Origin of the sequence: Methylobacterium symbioticum (assembly GCF_902141845.1) — a bacterium.
Lineage (GTDB): Bacteria > Pseudomonadota > Alphaproteobacteria > Rhizobiales > Beijerinckiaceae > Methylobacterium > Methylobacterium symbioticum.
In genome coordinates this window covers 1-14,477 of the sequence record NZ_CABFPH010000127.1, presented here as the reverse complement: position 1 = coordinate 14,477, position 14,477 = coordinate 1, and the positions used below count along the sequence as shown (strand labels likewise).

12 protein-coding genes are annotated in these 14,477 nt (G+C 65.8%); 5 read left to right on the top strand and 7 right to left on the bottom strand.

What is annotated here, in order from left to right; translation table 11 throughout:
• Window positions 1-109: 109 nt before the first annotated feature.
• The 3 genes from cheB to MET9862_RS25545 all read right to left on the bottom strand — a co-directional run bounded on the left by cheB (window position 110) and on the right by MET9862_RS25545 (window position 4,913).
• Window positions 110-1,165: a chemotaxis-specific protein-glutamate methyltransferase CheB gene (gene cheB, locus MET9862_RS25555; RefSeq protein ID WP_142585776.1), complete on the bottom strand. Its 1,056-nt coding sequence runs from the start codon at window positions 1,163-1,165 to the stop codon at window positions 110-112.
• A 77-nt stretch (window positions 1,166-1,242) separates the two neighbouring features.
• On the bottom strand, window positions 1,243-2,799 hold the full coding sequence (locus MET9862_RS25550) for a chemotaxis protein CheW (RefSeq protein WP_142585775.1): 1,557 nt from the start codon (window positions 2,797-2,799) through the stop codon (window positions 1,243-1,245).
• A 185-nt stretch (window positions 2,800-2,984) separates the two neighbouring features.
• On the bottom strand, window positions 2,985-4,913 hold the full coding sequence (locus tag MET9862_RS25545; RefSeq protein WP_142585774.1) for a methyl-accepting chemotaxis protein: 1,929 nt from the start codon (window positions 4,911-4,913) through the stop codon (window positions 2,985-2,987).
• Window positions 4,914-5,460: 547 nt separating this feature from the next.
• Between MET9862_RS25545 and MET9862_RS25540 the strand changes: the two genes are divergently transcribed.
• Window positions 5,461-6,852 (top strand): L-serine ammonia-lyase, encoded by a 1,392-nt coding sequence (locus MET9862_RS25540; RefSeq protein ID WP_142585773.1) that lies wholly within the window; start codon window positions 5,461-5,463, stop codon window positions 6,850-6,852.
• A 51-nt stretch (window positions 6,853-6,903) separates the two neighbouring features.
• On the opposite strand, the gene MET9862_RS25535 is transcribed toward MET9862_RS25540, so the two are convergent.
• The 4 genes from MET9862_RS25535 to MET9862_RS25520 form a co-directional block, all read right to left on the bottom strand.
• A complete protein-coding gene (locus MET9862_RS25535; RefSeq protein WP_142585772.1) occupies window positions 6,904-7,152 on the bottom strand; it encodes a hypothetical protein in 249 nt (82 codons plus the stop codon).
• Window positions 7,153-7,861: 709 nt separating this feature from the next.
• Window positions 7,862-8,140 (bottom strand): hypothetical protein, encoded by a 279-nt coding sequence (locus MET9862_RS25530; protein ID WP_142585771.1) that lies wholly within the window; start codon window positions 8,138-8,140, stop codon window positions 7,862-7,864.
• Between the two features lie 298 nt (window positions 8,141-8,438).
• On the bottom strand, window positions 8,439-9,584 hold the full coding sequence (locus MET9862_RS25525) for a TAXI family TRAP transporter solute-binding subunit (protein ID WP_244612907.1): 1,146 nt from the start codon (window positions 9,582-9,584) through the stop codon (window positions 8,439-8,441).
• A 25-nt stretch (window positions 9,585-9,609) separates the two neighbouring features.
• Window positions 9,610-10,452 carry an SEL1-like repeat protein gene (locus tag MET9862_RS25520; protein WP_142585770.1) on the bottom strand — a complete coding sequence of 281 codons (843 nt, stop codon included), beginning with the start codon at window positions 10,450-10,452 and terminating at the stop codon, window positions 9,610-9,612.
• An 824-nt stretch (window positions 10,453-11,276) separates the two neighbouring features.
• On the opposite strand from MET9862_RS25520, the gene MET9862_RS25515 reads away from it, so the two are divergent.
• The 4 genes from MET9862_RS25515 to MET9862_RS25500 all read left to right on the top strand — a co-directional run bounded on the left by MET9862_RS25515 (window position 11,277) and on the right by MET9862_RS25500 (window position 14,207).
• Window positions 11,277-11,888 (top strand): hypothetical protein, encoded by a 612-nt coding sequence (locus MET9862_RS25515; protein WP_142585769.1) that lies wholly within the window; start codon window positions 11,277-11,279, stop codon window positions 11,886-11,888.
• Between the two features lie 523 nt (window positions 11,889-12,411).
• Complete coding sequence (locus MET9862_RS25510) at window positions 12,412-13,449, top strand: tyrosine-type recombinase/integrase (RefSeq protein ID WP_244612906.1); 1,038 nt, start codon at window positions 12,412-12,414, stop codon at window positions 13,447-13,449.
• A gap of 114 nt (window positions 13,450-13,563) precedes the next feature.
• Window positions 13,564-13,755: a helix-turn-helix domain-containing protein gene (locus MET9862_RS25505; RefSeq protein ID WP_142585767.1), complete on the top strand. Its 192-nt coding sequence runs from the start codon at window positions 13,564-13,566 to the stop codon at window positions 13,753-13,755.
• Window positions 13,755-14,207: a hypothetical protein gene (locus MET9862_RS25500; RefSeq protein WP_142585766.1), complete on the top strand. Its 453-nt coding sequence runs from the start codon at window positions 13,755-13,757 to the stop codon at window positions 14,205-14,207. The genes MET9862_RS25505 and MET9862_RS25500 overlap by 1 nt, the downstream gene beginning before the upstream one ends.
• Window positions 14,208-14,477 lie beyond the last annotated feature (270 nt).

Genomic DNA, 14,477 nt, shown 5'->3' with positions numbered 1-14,477 from the left:
AGCCTCGCGCCGCGCCGCCGCCGAGGCGGCGCCGAGGGCCGCGCGCGGATCGCTGGGGGCGTCCGCCGGGGCGGGGATCGTCGTTCGGCGGACAAGGGCCATGGGAACCTCAGGACAGCCAGCTGACGAGCTGGGCCGGAATGGAACGGGCCGGGAGCGTGAGCGTGGCGCCCCCGCGGCGGATCAGCTCGGCCGGCATGCCGAACACGACGGCGCTCGATTCCGCTTCGGCGATGGTGCGGCCGCCGGCCGCGCGCAGCTCGGTCATCGCGGCGGCGCCGTCGTCGCCCATGCCGGTCAGCTCGACGGCGACGAGTCCCTGAGGCGGCATCGCCGCGCTGGCGGAGCGCACCAGGCGGTCGACGCTCGGGTGCCAGCGCAGGGCCGGATCGCTCGGCAGGGAGGTGACCACGAGCCGGCCGAGCCGGCGCTCGATCACCACGTCGGCATCGCCGCGGCCGATATAGACGTGGCCTGCCGTGAGCGGGGCGGGCGCCGTCACCTCGCGGACGGAGAGGGCGCAGATCCGGTCGAGGCGCTGGGCGAAGGGGCCGGTGAAGGAGCCCGGCATGTGCTGGGCGATCACCACCGGCCAGGGCAGGTCCGCCGGCAGCTCGGGCAGGATGTCCTCCAGGGTGCGGGGGCCGCCGGTGGAGACGCCGATCAGCACGCAGCCCTCCGGCCGTCCGCCTGCCGCGGCGCGGCGCGGCTGCGGCGGCGCGGCCTGCTTGGTCCGGCGGACGCGGTCGAGCAGGCCGAGGGCGCGCCGCGGCTTCGCCCGCGCGGCGATGCGGACCTTCTCGACCATCTCATCGCGGATGGTGGCGATGTTGAGCGAGACCGTGCCGCCGGGCTTCTCGACATAATCGACCGCGCCGAGCTGAACCGCCTCCAGGGTCACCGCAGCGCTCTCGCTGGTCAGCGAGGAGACCATGACCACCGGACGGGGCGTCTCGGCCATGATCTCGCTGAGGCAGGTCAGGCCGTCCATCTCCGGCATGTTGATGTCGAGGGTGACGACGTCGGGATCGAACAGGGCGACCTGTTCGAGGGCGTCGCGCCCGTTGCGGGCGGTCCGCACCTCGGAGAAGCCGCTCTCCTCGAAGATCATGCGCAGGAATTTGCGCATCAGGGCCGAGTCGTCGACGATCAGGAGCTTGGTCATCGGGGCAACGGGGTCGGGTTTGTCGTCCGGGTCCGGCCGCCGCACCTCGCGGCGCGGTGGCTTCGGGGCACGCCGCCTCAGGCGGCGCGGCGCAGGTCGGCGACTTCGCGCCGGTTCAGGAGCCGGTCGACGTTCAGCATCAGGATGATGCGCTTGGCCTCGGCGAGGTTGGCGATGCGCTCGATGGCGCTGCCCTCGTCCTGGGCGAGGTCCGGCGCCGGGGCGATCGCCGATCGCGGGATCTTCAGCACCTCCGAGACCGAGTCGACGATGAAGCCCGTGCGCACGTTCTCGATCATGAACACCATGATCCGCTGGCGGTCGTTGCGCTCGCTGTCCGGCAGCTGGAAGCGGCGGCGCTGGTCCACCACCGGCAGCACCGCCCCGCGCAGGTTGACGACGCCCTCGATGAAGCGCGGGGTCCGCGGCACGCGGGTGAGCTGCTCGGGCACCCGCACGATCTCGTGGACGGCGTCGATCGACACGCCGTATTCCTCGTCGGCGAGGCGGAAGACCACGAACTGCTCCTCCTCGTCGGCCGACACCGTCCCGTCCGTCCGCATGTCCCGCATCGTATCCTCCTTCCCGGCCGTGTCGCCCATGGTCAGGGCCGCGCTGTCGAACAGGCGCTCCGCCGACAGGATCGAGACGAGGCGGCGGCCCTGGTCGATCCGGCAGATCGCCTCGATCTCGCGCAGGCCCCCCGAGCCCGAGAGCAGGTCCGGAAGCGGGTCGACGATCCCGCGGGCCACGCGCAGCACCTCCTTGACCGTGTCGGTCACGATCCCGACCGAGCCGTCGGCGGCGCCGTTCCAGGACACCACGACGATGCGGCTCTGCTCGCTCAGGCCCGTCTCGGCGAGGCCGAACAGCTGGCGCAGGCTCACCAGGGGCAGCAGGCGCTCGCGCAGGGTGATCACGCCGATGACGTGGCGCGGCGCGTTGGGCACGGCGCTCACGATCTCCGGGACCTGCACGATCTCCTGAACGTGCTCGATCGGCAGGGCGTATTCCTGGCCCGCGAGCTCGAAGGACACGAGCTGGATCTCGTCGGAGGTGCCGCCGGCCTCGGCTTCGCCGCGGGAGCTGGAGAGCGGGCCGGCTTCCGCCAGCAGCTCCGCCCGCGGTCCGGCAACGATGGCGCGGGCACCGCCGCTGCGCTGCATCAGGCGGGCGGGGTCGATGATCATGACCATGCCGCTCTCGCGCTTGATCACCCCCGACAGCATGTCGGTGTCGACGCTGCCGCCGAGGCTCTCGGTGCCCTCGATCTCGCCGAGCTCGGCGGTGACCACGCTCGCCATGCGGTCGACGACGAAGCCGAAGGCCGTGCCCTGGCTGACGACGACGACGCGGGTGGCGTCGTCGTGCGGCCGGTCGGCCAGGGCGAACAGGCGGCGCAGGCTGGCGATGGGCAGGACCGAGCCGCGCAGGTTGGCGAGCCCCGCCAGGCAGGTGGGGGCGAGGGGCACGTCGACCATCTCGGGCAGCCGGATGATCTCCTGCACCTCGGCGAGCGGGACGGCATAGGTCTCGCGCTCGATATGGAAGGTCACGAATTGTCGGATGGTCTGGCCGGTCTGGGCCGCGGCGCCCTCGCGCTCCGCGATCTCGGGCTGGGCTGAGCTGGACATCGGATTCCCTTGATCCCGCTGCGCGGTCCGCGGACCGGCCGGTGCTCGCTGTGACGGGGGCCTGGAGGCGGTGCCCGGGGCCACCGCCTTCTCGGATCGTCCCGGCCGAAGGGCGCGGGACGCGCGCGGTTCGCTGGCCGGGTGCTGGCGTGGCGGAGGCCGCGCCCGCATCCCGCGCGACCGGATCAGTCCTGGTTCTGCAGCTCGTCGGCGAGCGAGGCGATCTCCTCGATCGCGGCCGCCAGCTCCTCGGCGCCCTTGGACTGCTCGCGGGCCGCCTGCTGCGCCTCGACCGCCGCCTGGCCCGCCTGCTTGGCCGCGGCGGCGATCTGGTCGACGCCGCGCTGGGCCTCCTGGACGTTGCGCAGGATCATGTCGGAGCCCTGGAGGATCTGCCGGTTGCCGTCGAGCACGATCACCATGTCTTCGGCGGTGGTCCCGAGATCGCGGGTGATCGCCTTGTTCTTCTCGACCTCGGAGGCGGCGGCGGCGGAGATCTCCTCCAGGTCGCGGCGGACGAAGACGATCTGGTCCTGGATCGCCTTGACGAGATCCTTGATCCGCTCGGCATTCTCCGAGGAATCCCGGGCGAGATTGCGGATGTCGGTGGAGACCACCATGAAGCCCTTGCCGAACTCGCCGGCCCGGGCCGCCTCGATCGAGCCGTTGACGGCCAGCATGTTGGTCTGGATCGCTACGGTGGTGATGGCATCGACGATCTTGTCGATCTTCCGGCTCACCTGCTCCAGCGCGTTGATCTGCTCGCGGCTCTTGTTGGTCTCCTCCAGGGAGCGGGTGACGCCCTCGACGAGGCCATCCACCGCGGCGCGGTTCTCCTGGAGCTGGGTGCTGATCATGCCGCCGCGCTCCAGCGAGTCCCGCGCCCGTTCCTGCGCCAGGGCGGCGCCCTTCTCGATCTGGGTGATCGCGGCGGCGGATTGCTGGGAGGCGGACGATTGCTGCTGGGCGCCGCGGTTGATCTGGTCGAGGGCGGTCATGATCTGGCTGGCGGCCCGGTTGATCTCCTCCACCGCCGAGGACAGCTCCTCGGCCGCGGAGGCGACCTCCTCCGCGCTCTTGCCGATATCGGTGGCGTTCTTCAGCTCGTCGGCGAGGGTCGAGAGCTCGGTGGCGGCCTGCTCGCTCTGCTCGAGCGCCGTGGTCTGCTGCTCGACCGTCTTGAGCGATTCCTGGCAGGCGGAGGATTGCTCCTCGGCCGCGGCGGCGATGGCCTCGGACCCCTTCTGGGCCTCGAGCGCCGCCTTCTCGGCTTCGAGCGCGGCCCGGCGGATGTCGTCGCCCGCGCTCATGATCGCGACCATCGCGGAGCGCACGCTCTCGAGCTGCGCCGTGATCGTCTTGCCCTTCTCCACCTCCTGCCGGGTGCTCTCGGCGGCGCCGTTGATGCCGTCGGCGATCACCTTCACGTCGCCCTGGATCCGGCCGATCAGCTCCTGGATCTCCTGGGCGCTCTTCTCGGAAGTCTCGGCCAGGGTACGGACCTCGTCGGCCACCACCGCGAAACCCTTGCCGTGCTGGCCGGCCCGGGCCGCCTCGATGGCCGCGTTGAGGGCAAGGAGATTGGTCTGGTCGGCGATGCGGGCCACCGCGCGGACGATGTCGCCGATATTGGCGGCCTGACGCTCGAGCTCGACGATGAGCTTGACCGATTCCGACTGGCGCTCGGCGGCGGTGGCGATCGAGACGATGCTGCCTGCGATCTGCTGGCTGACGCCCGCGATCAGGGTCTGCAGGGCGCCGCTCTTCTGGCTGGAGATCTCGGCCTCATTGCGCGAGGCGATGATCGCCTCGGAGACGCCGGTCACCGCGCGCTGCGACTGCTCGGCGGCGCCGGCCGCCTGCTGCGCGCCGCTGGCGATCTGCTCCATGGCCTTGCGCAGCTCCTCGGCGGCGGAGGAGGCCTCCGTGACGCCGCTGGCGAGCTCGGTGGTGGCGGCCGCGATCCGCTCGGCGGCCTTCTGCTGCTTGGCATAGGTGCGCGCCTTGCGGCGGTGCTCCTCGTTGAGGCGGCCGAGCTGGTTGAGGTTGGCCTGCTCGCTGCCGCGCGCAAGCGATCGCTGCCCCGTGAGGGCGGCCTTTTTGACGAGAGCCATGGAGTCAGTCCCTGGGCGTGATGCCACGATCGCACGCCCCAGCGCCGATCAAGTGTTCGATGCGGATAACCGCGGAGCGGACCGCGACAAATTGCAGCTTAAGGGTTAAAATTTGGTTTAAAGGCGAGGGTTTGTTGGAGTTTCTGGGATTTCGCATCGCAGGTTGTATAATCGATTTATTTCATCCACGATTGTGCTTGAGGCGCACCCCGATATCGTCTTGCCGAGCCCCGCACTGCGGCGCACGCAGCCTGGACGATGCCGTCCCGGGCGATCGGGGTCTATCCGCGGTCGCCCATACCTGTGAGCGACCGCGTCGGGCCGGCCACGTCTGGCGCGATTCTTCCATAGGAGGGCCGCCGAGACCGGCCGGGATGCGCCCGCTGCGTGCGCTCTTGAGCCGAGCGCGGTCCCGGCGTTCCCTGGCGAGAGACGACGCATGCCGGCTCGGGCGGGGCACTGCCCGGTCCTGCCGGTTTCCGAACGAACAGCACAGCCGCGGCCCGCCTGCGCGATGGCGGGCCCGCGGTCCGAATGGACGAGACCGATGTTTCTGAGTGTTTTCGATGTGTTCAAGCCCGGCATCGGCCCGTCCTCGTCCCACACGATGGGACCGATGACGGCGGCTGCCGATTTCCTGGACACTCTGAGCCGGAGCGAGGCAGCCGGCGCCGCGACGGCCATCCGGGTCAGCCTCCACGGCTCGCTGGCCTTCACCGGAAAGGGCCACGCCACCGACCGGGCCGTGGCGTTCGGCCTCCTCGGCTTCCGCCCCGCCGATATCGACATCGACGAGGCGGAACGGCGGCTCGAGGATCTGCGCGCTTCCCGCTGCCTCACGCCGCCGGGACTGCCCGTCCTCGCCTTCGATCCCACCACCGCGATCGTGTTCGACTTTGGGCCTCCCTTGCCGGGGCATGCCAACGGATTGGTCATCACGGCCCTCGGCGCGGATCGCGAGCCGGTCCTGGCGGAGACCTACTACTCGATCGGAGGCGGCTTCATCGTCACCGCCGCGCAGCGCGACGCCGACCTGCCGCCGCCCACCGAGGCGGCGGATCCGCAACTCTGGCCCTACCCGTTCGAGTCCTCGGCGGCCATGCTGCGGATGGCGCGCGAGAGCCGCCTGTCGATCGCCGCGATGAAGCGCGCGAACGAGGCCGTGAACCATCCGGAGGCGGAGATCGATGCGGGCCTCGCGCGGATCTGGCAGGTGATGAACAGTTGCGTCGAGCGCGGGCTGTCCTGTGAGGGCGAACTGCCCGGCGGTCTCCGCGTCCGGCGCCGGGCCAAGCACATCCGGGATCAGCTCGCGGGCGAGCGCGGCTCGAACGCGGCCCAGCCGCACAGCATCACGGACTGGCTGAGCGTGTACGCCATGGCGGTCAACGAGGAGAACGCGGCCGGAGGCCGGGTGGTGACCGCACCGACCAACGGTGCCGCCGGCGTGGTGCCGGCCGTGATCCGGTACTATCTGGACCATTGCATCGGGGCCGAACCGAGCCGGATCCCCGACTTCCTGCTGACGGCTGCCGCCATCGGCGGCCTGATCAAGCACAACGCCTCGATCTCCGGCGCAGAGGCCGGCTGCCAGGGCGAGGTCGGCTCCGCCAGCGCGATGGCGGCGGCCGGGCTCTGCGCCGTGCTGGGCGGGACGCCCGCCCAGGTCGAGAACGCGGCCGAGATCGCCCTGGAGCACCATCTCGGCATGACCTGCGACCCCGTTGCCGGCTTGGTCCAGGTGCCCTGCATCGAGCGCAACGGCATCGGCGCGACCAAGGCCGTGGCGGCGGCGTCCCTGGCCCTGCGCGGCGACGGCTCGCACTTCATGCCGCTCGACAACTGCATCGCGGCGATGCGGCAGACCGGCGAGGAGATGAGCACCAAGTACAAGGAGACGAGCCTTGCCGGGCTCGCGGTCAACCTGCCGGAATGCTGACACGCGACGGGAGCCGAGGCCGGACCCGCAACGGACATGCTATCGCCGCCGTCAGGACAATTCGGATCTCCGCCAGGAGGCGTTGCGTGTCGGCCTCTCCGTCGTCTCCGCGGCGCGTTGCTGGGCTTCGGCCACCAGAGCCTCGATGCGCAGATGTGCCAGATGATGCGGCAGCGCGCCGACCTGCGCCGAGAGCCGTTCCTCGGCACCGTTGATCGCCCAGGCGATGATGAACGCCCCGGCAACGGGGCCGACGACCGCGCAGAGGCCAGCGAACAGCACGATCGTACCGCAGTCCATGGACATTCCTTTTAGGGGGCAGAATCCACTGTCGCCACAAGCGGCCGATGCTGGTGCCGTCACATCTGGATCAGGCCTTCACATGTAACACTAGGTGGTGGTTGTCGGTGGCCGGTCCCGACGGGATGTTCGATCAGTCGTATCGGTTCGCTGCACTGCAAACAAGAAAGTATGGATAAACTAGCGGCTCGAGATCGACGCTAGCATACTCTAGATCATCTCAACAATCCAAGGTGTAGGGCCTGCGCCCTCGATCATCCCTCTGTTCGAAAAGGGAGCCCGACAGGGATCTGAGGTGGGGCTAAGAGCCTCTTTGGCGAGGTGCTCTAAGTGGCTCATTCGTTTGGGGGCGCCGGGGCTTCGCTCCGATCCGGCCGTCGCCAAGCGAGGGTGGATCGACGGATCGGAAGTGCCGGCCCGTCTCAGTCTGCGGCAAGCGGACGCGCCCTCCGGCCAAGCTCGGAGCAAGGACGCGCGGCCGATCGGGTTCAGCCTGCCGGCCGGATCTCGCCGCGATCTCCTGCTGCGGCGCGACAACGCCGTGCGGTCGAGGCGTGAGGCCTGAGAGGCCGGATGCCAGGGTCGAGCCCGGCCGCGGCTGCCCGAGCGCACGCCGCCCTTCACGTCTAGCATCGAGCCCGCCCCGGAATCGTTGGCGGCCATGCTGTTCATGGTACCGGAGCGCGTCGTTCCCGAGTCGGCTGCCGGGTCAGCGGCCGATCGCGCCCGCGGCCGACAGGCCCTGAGCCCCCACCGCAGCGGCGCCGGTTGGAAGTCCGCCCGCTCCCGACCCGGATTGCGAACTGCCGGGCGGCACGACGTTGATCGGGCAGATCTGGTTGCAGATCAGCTCGGTATCCGTCGGGTTCGTGCAGACGTTTCTCGCCTGCCCGCTGACGCAGGCGCAGGTGCAGAAGGCCTGGGCCTGCCCAGCGAGGCCCGACAGGATCGCTGCAGCGACGATCACGCGCATCCGAAGCTTGGTCATCGTCACTCCCCCCTGGCCGACGCGGTCCGGGCCGCTGATCCCTTCGGATCCGGAGCATGCTGGCGGAAAGCGTCGTTCCGGCCGCGAGCAGCACCGCATAGGCCCTTGATCGATGTGAGCTGAGTTTTTTCAGCAACGACCCACTGTAGGACGTTGCGTCGGACCCGTCGGTAACGCGTCCGGTCGACGGCCTGCCGGGCGGACAAGGCAGATCATAGCGTGCGCCGTGAAGGCCGACAACGACGCGCCGCGGGCCGATCCTCTCGCACCAGCGCGATGACGCCGAGCGCTCTCGCGGCTAGCGATGAGCGAACCCCTGAACCGTCTGCTTGGCGCGGCGCCACGCCAAATAGGCGCGATAGACCTGCTCCTTGTCGGCGGAGGCGCCCTGTTGTTGTTCGTCGAGGAACTGCTCGATCTCCTTCTGAGACGATGGTCCCTCACGATGCGCATCGAGCCATTCCTGGGCCGGCCGGAAGCGGGTCCATCCAGGGACCGATGCCGCAAGGTTGACCTCTCGCCATTTCGCATGCCGCTGCGGAGCGAGAAATCGATCGAACTGATCGAAGAAGGTCTGAACGAAACGCTCAAGCTTCCGATATCGCTCCGACCCTTTGGGATGATTGTAAACGCCAAGGATCGTGCCAACCGCGAGCGTTTCGACGGCCTCATCGCCCGCGATGAGCCGCGGATAATCGGCTTGCGTCAGCGTTGCAGGGACGTAGGCCTCGCTCACCGTGTCGAGATAAGGCACCTTCACGAAGTGGAAGCGTCCACCCGGGTCGAAGCTTGCGACCACGGAAACCGGCTTGGCAGCGACCGACACGACGGCCTCGACCTCTCCCTTCCGCAGCATCTCGAAGGCGGTCGGCTGATCGACATTGACGGCATCCACATTGATGCCGAGGCCTCGGAACATTGCGCGCCCCGTGAAGTCCGTCCCGCTTCCCTTCACGTCGAACGTGACACGCTTTCCGGCGAGCTGCTTTATATCGCTGACGTCTTTGAGTGCGATGACATGGAGTTCGTCATCAAATAATTTCGAGATGTACTGAATGTGCTGATCGATGTCCTTCAGCCTCTTGTCTTGTCGGAGCTGCTCGAAGGTGTCGGTCCGCACGAAGCCAAGGTCGACGCCCTTGAGGAAGCGCAAATCATAAGCGTTCTCTCCGGCACCTTGGCCTAGGATTGGCAGAACGCGAATTTTGCCGCCCTCATTGAGCACGAAGGCGAGATCGGAACCGATACGGAAGTAGGTCCCGCCCAGCGTTCCCGTAATGATGGACACCGTGTTCGCATTCATCGTCTTGCTGAGCATCGCTTCGGTCGTCGGTTCGCGCGATTCCGTCTGACGCGCATCACCCTCACGCGAAAAGCAGCTCGACGTACTCAGTGCCGTCATCGCGACAAACAGAGCGATCAGAGAGAAGCGCGCCGGAAACATTTGAATACTCTCCCCCTCATTGATTCTAACGGTCGACAGCAGCCAGATTCTTGGGGTCGGTGATGCCGTCCCGACCGGCTCTCGCGTAGAGGCTTCGGGCGCGCTCGGGATCGGGCTGAACCCCCTGCACCTTCCACATCCGGAGCATCTTGGGGTCGCAGGTCTGGGCCAGCAGGAAGGCGGCTCGCGGTTCATCGCGTGCCATGGCCCGTTCCAGCAAACGACGCGCACCGCTGATGTTTCCCGTACGGATGAGCTGTTCCGCGCGCTCGACCAGGGTCGCAGGATTGGGCTCCGACGGTGTCGGCGCTGTGCTGCCCGTCGTTGAAAGCCGCGGTGCGGACGCTTGAGCTTGGGATTGATTTCTACCCGCTGATTCGGTTCCTTGCACCCGCACGGGCTGTTCCTTCGAGGACGTTACGGCGTCCAGGTGAGGGATGTAGACGTTCGCGGAGGAGCTTGGACCCGGTGCCGGGTCGGGCGTGCGGGTCGGCTGGGCGACGTCGCTCGTATCCTGGTCGGATAAGGAGGGACGATGCGGCTTCGCGACGATCGTGAAGCTGGAATTGACGATCGGCTTGAGCTGATTGTCACCGGTGATGGATAAAGCAGCCACGGTGACGAGGAATGTTCCGGCCTGATCCGGTCTCAGCGTGACGGAGAGTTCTGGCAGTCTCCAGTTCGTCACATCTATGAAGGAGTCTTCGTCGGCAGCCGTGAGTTCGTGCGTGGGGTCCGCGAGGCGTGCCCCCATCGGCACGCCGAGCAGATACGTCTTGAGTGTGGATGTACCGGGAGGCGGCGTTATATCGATCACGAGCCGAATGGGCGTGCCAGTCTCTCCCTCGACATTGCGTGTCGAGACCAAGGGCTGGGGGCTCCCGACTTCACGCGGTCCAATGACTTGTGCCGTGACAGGCGGACCGTGGCCAGCCCAAATCATGAAGAAGCACGTTGCGGTGATGCATAATGGCCGATATCGCCTGAGTTGGAATGCGCGCGGCATTGCAATCCCCTGAATTTATTTTGTTACGCACGACGTAAAATCTTGACATAATCTTTCTGAATATCGAAATTAGATTGGATTGCATCGCAAATAATCCGTCACAGTCGGCTTCTAATCAAAAATACGTGTTGATGCACATTCGATAGAACCTGTCGTCTATGATTTCGCCGAGTTCAATCTAGCAGAGTAAAGATACTTTAGTCTGATGCATTAACAATTGTAAATCAGAAATTTCCACCATCATGTCAGCGTATCTAAGCATTATTAACTAGATACAAGTCGTAGATGCGGGCTTCGCCAGATGCTCATGATGCTTCGGGCGGTCGGATCAGACTTCATCTCGTACTGATCGGGGTGATGCACGGATCCGCATCCCCGTCGGCAGTCCCGGAAGCAAATGGTTCGCGTGCCTGCGTGCGATCGCGCGCAGGCGCTTCCGAACAGATCTCGCATGCGCGTGGAGCCCGTGCTCCGTCGGCCGATGCCGTCCATCCGAGCGGCTGAACCGACCTTCGATCGGGGCCTATGCCGGGCAAAGTCATGCCCCGAGTCGAGCGAAGGCAAGCCGTATATGGGATGCTGGCTAGACCACGTCACAAAATCGAATGGTGATTGTCCTGCAAAGTCCGTGACTTGATCAATGGTGGATGTCGGGATTATAAATCGCGAGCACAGGAGGTGGTGCCATGGCTGACAACCAAGGACTCCGCGACAGGGTTGGACAGATTTTGATGTCGCCCGCATGCCAGTTCATCGATTTTACCGTGGATGGCACGCATATCGACGGTTCAGGGTTCAGCTACGTTGCATTGAGCCTGGTTCCAAAAAAGAAGGCAGGCCCGGGTCTCAATTTCAATATCAAAAAACTGTCGAAATTGGCCGGCGCCCAATATAATCAGCGTGAAAATGCCTTGGAATTTCCCAAGGCGAATTTCGGACAGAATTTGTGGGAACGGAGGTCGATCGTCCATGAGTGCACCCACGCACTCATTGATGCGCGCAAGCGAAAGGTGACCTGGGTCACCAACGAGGCGTGCGCAAACATCGCGGAACAACTCTACAATCAATGCTTTCAGCCGCCAGATCCTCCGGCGAACCAGATCGATGTCGCCGCCGCGGTCATCGCGAATAACATCCTGCAAAAAAATCAGACTTCGGGATCTGTCATGCTGACGGAGAATGACATCATCGATCTTCGGCTGGCAATCCTATTCAATCCAACCTATGTTCCGATCAAGAAGTTCTTCGGAGGTGTGTCTGGTTCCTATGGTGAGGATGGGCTGCCGCTGTCCAAATAGCCCTCCGTGTCGATCGCAGACCCCTCGTGCTTGGGAGGTTCCGCGTTCCGAGGACCCGAGCCGGCCGAAGATACCGGAAGCCCCGTCACGACCACCACGTTCTGTCCGACTGTCCACCGATCGGTTGAACAATCCCGCCCGCGGTGAGGGCATCGACCCCCTGTAGAGGCTCGCACCGAGCGAGGCGGGCGAGCGGACTGACCCTCTGCTGGCCGTTGCCGGTCCCACCCATGTCGGCTTCGACGCGGTGTGTTGGATCGCGAGACGATGGGCTTAAGGCTGTGGCTTGCCGGCCGAACGCCGGATCGATCTCGCCGAAGACGATGATATCGCGGACCGGATCGGGCGCCTCTCCCTCGGCCGAAAATTTTCTTTCTACATCAACCACTTAGATTGAATGCTGGCGGAAGGGGTGTCCGTCGTACGCTTATCCATCGGCGTCCATGTCCGTTCTAGAGCTCTCTGTTTGTCAGCGGGATACCGCTCACAAGGTCTTCCGGCGTCCGCCGGCAAGCTCCGCGAGATGGGCCTCGGCAGCGCCAATCCAGGCAGCGTCAACAGCGTCAGCCTTGCCCGTGCCCGTGAGCTCGCCACCGCTGCTCGCGCTCACCTCGCAGAAGGGCGCAACCCGCTCGCCATGCGCGCGGCAGAACCTGAGAAGAAGGTGCCGACCTTCGGCGAGATGGCCGAGGAGGTCATCGCCTCGCTCGAGACCGGCTGGCGGAATCCGAAGCACCGAGCGCAGTGGCGCACAACGCTGACTCAGTATTGCGAGCCGATCTGGGCTGTGCCGGTCGAACAGGTAACAACCGACCAGGTACTCGCCATCCTGAAGCCGCTCTGGACCAAGGTGCCCGAGACAGCCTCGCGGTTGCGCGGCCGGATCGAGAAGGTGCTCGATGCTGCCCGTGCAAAAGGCCACCGCACGGCCGAAAACCCGGCCCGCTGGCGGGGACATCTCGATCACCTACTGCCAAAGCAGCAGAAGCTGACGCGCGGTCATCACAAGGCACTTCCCTATCAGGAGCTGCCAGCCTTCATGGCGCGCCTGCGGAAAAGGGGATCCGTAAGTGCGCTCTGCCTGGAGTTCACGATTCTGACGGCAGCTCGCAGCCGCGAGGCCATGGGCGCGTGCTGGAGTGAGCTCGACCTCGAGCGGGGCACCTGGACGGTGCCGACGGAGCGCATGAAGGGCGGCCGTGAGCACCGGGTTCCTCTCTCTCAGCGCACCTGCGAGATCCTGCGCGGACTATACGACGCGCGCCGGAGCGAGCTGGTCTTTCCCGGCACGAAGCAGAACCGACCGTTGTCGAACATGGCGTTGGAGATGCTGATGCGCCGGATGAAGGTTGATGCGACGGTGCATGGCTTTCGTTCCTCGTTCCGGGACTGGGCAGCCGAGCAGACGAGCACGCCACGTGAAGTGGCAGAGGCGGCGCTGGCTCACACGCTGAAGGACAAGGTCGAAGCCGCCTATCGCCGGACGGACCTGTTCGAGAAGCGCCGCGGTCTGATGGAAAGCTGGGCAGCGCATTCTGCGCTGCAGTCTGATATAGATTAGGAATGCGATCCGAAATGGCCATTAATTAACATGAAGTTAATCCGTCAAGCATCTCTTCAACCGCATCGCTGTACACCGCCTAGGCCAATCCCGGCGGATGCACAGAGGTGATCCATGAACACGGTGTTGAGTTACAGCGTCGCGGAAGCAGTGGGGGCAAGCGGCGTTGGCCGCAGCTTCTTGTACGAGCAGATCAAGTCGGGGCGCCTGAAGGCGCGCAAGCTCGGCCGCCGGACGCTGATCCTCGCCGAAGACCTACAGAGCTGGCTGGCCGCCCTGCCGACGATCAAGGCGGGGGTGCAGTGATGCTCGACTTCGTCCACACGCCACCAGACCAGACAGTCGAGGCCGGCGAGACCACGGCAGGCGCGGCTGACACGATCCTGATCCTCGACAAAAGCAGCCAGGGCACGACGCTCTACGCCCGTGGGCACGACATCGAGGAGATCGAGACTGCTCTGCTGTTCGACAAACCGTCCGGCACCTGGCTGGCACAGGGCCCCGCCTCTGAGGTCAGGCGCAGCGACGAGCGGCAGGCGATCTCGGCGGCACTGAAGGGCAAGGAGATGATACCTGCGCAGCTAAGCGCCGAACTCGACGTACCCGGCGTGAACATCAGACAGCTGCTGTCCAAGATGACCGCGGCGGGAGAGGTGATCAAGCTCGGACGCGGCGTATATGGTCTCGCAGAAGAGAGCGGCAAAGCCGAGATCGCCGAGGAGGCCTACGACGACGAAGCGGAAGATCCAGAGGAGTAAGCTCACTCCAGGCGGTGTGATCTTGTGATCGTTGTTACTGCCCCCTGTCGTCCGGCTCCCAGCACTTGCCCGGGCGGGGGGGGCGCCTTGTACGCCTGATGTGAGTGGATTTGCAGCCGCCTTCTGCCAGTCTCGGCCTGTGCCTCCAGGCCAAGAAGCGGACGTTCGGGTTTGCGCTCCATTACCGCCATTCACCCCATTCGGGCGAAAGCTCCGAAGCGGACATAGCGACAGTCGAGATCGCAGGTCTGGATCGCGCCAGGACCCGAC

Excerpts from the sequence above, each read along its gene's own strand:
- cheB (WP_142585776.1), bottom strand. The coding sequence starts at position 1,165 with ATGACCAAGCTCCTGATCGTCGACGACTCGGCCCTGATGCGCAAATTC.
- MET9862_RS25550 (WP_142585775.1), bottom strand. The coding sequence starts at position 2,799 with ATGTCCAGCTCAGCCCAGCCCGAGATCGCGGAGCGCGAGGGCGCCGCG.
- MET9862_RS25545 (WP_142585774.1), bottom strand. The coding sequence starts at position 4,913 with ATGGCTCTCGTCAAAAAGGCCGCCCTCACGGGGCAGCGATCGCTTGCG.
- MET9862_RS25540 (WP_142585773.1), top strand. The coding sequence starts at position 5,461 with ATGTTTCTGAGTGTTTTCGATGTGTTCAAGCCCGGCATCGGCCCGTCC.
- MET9862_RS25535 (WP_142585772.1), bottom strand. The coding sequence starts at position 7,152 with ATGGACTGCGGTACGATCGTGCTGTTCGCTGGCCTCTGCGCGGTCGTC.
- MET9862_RS25530 (WP_142585771.1), bottom strand. The coding sequence starts at position 8,140 with ATGACCAAGCTTCGGATGCGCGTGATCGTCGCTGCAGCGATCCTGTCG.
- MET9862_RS25525 (WP_244612907.1), bottom strand. The coding sequence starts at position 9,584 with ATGTTTCCGGCGCGCTTCTCTCTGATCGCTCTGTTTGTCGCGATGACG.
- MET9862_RS25515 (WP_142585769.1), top strand. The coding sequence starts at position 11,277 with ATGGCTGACAACCAAGGACTCCGCGACAGGGTTGGACAGATTTTGATG.
- MET9862_RS25510 (WP_244612906.1), top strand. The coding sequence starts at position 12,412 with ATGGGCCTCGGCAGCGCCAATCCAGGCAGCGTCAACAGCGTCAGCCTT.
- MET9862_RS25505 (WP_142585767.1), top strand. The coding sequence starts at position 13,564 with ATGAACACGGTGTTGAGTTACAGCGTCGCGGAAGCAGTGGGGGCAAGC.
- MET9862_RS25500 (WP_142585766.1), top strand. The coding sequence starts at position 13,755 with ATGCTCGACTTCGTCCACACGCCACCAGACCAGACAGTCGAGGCCGGC.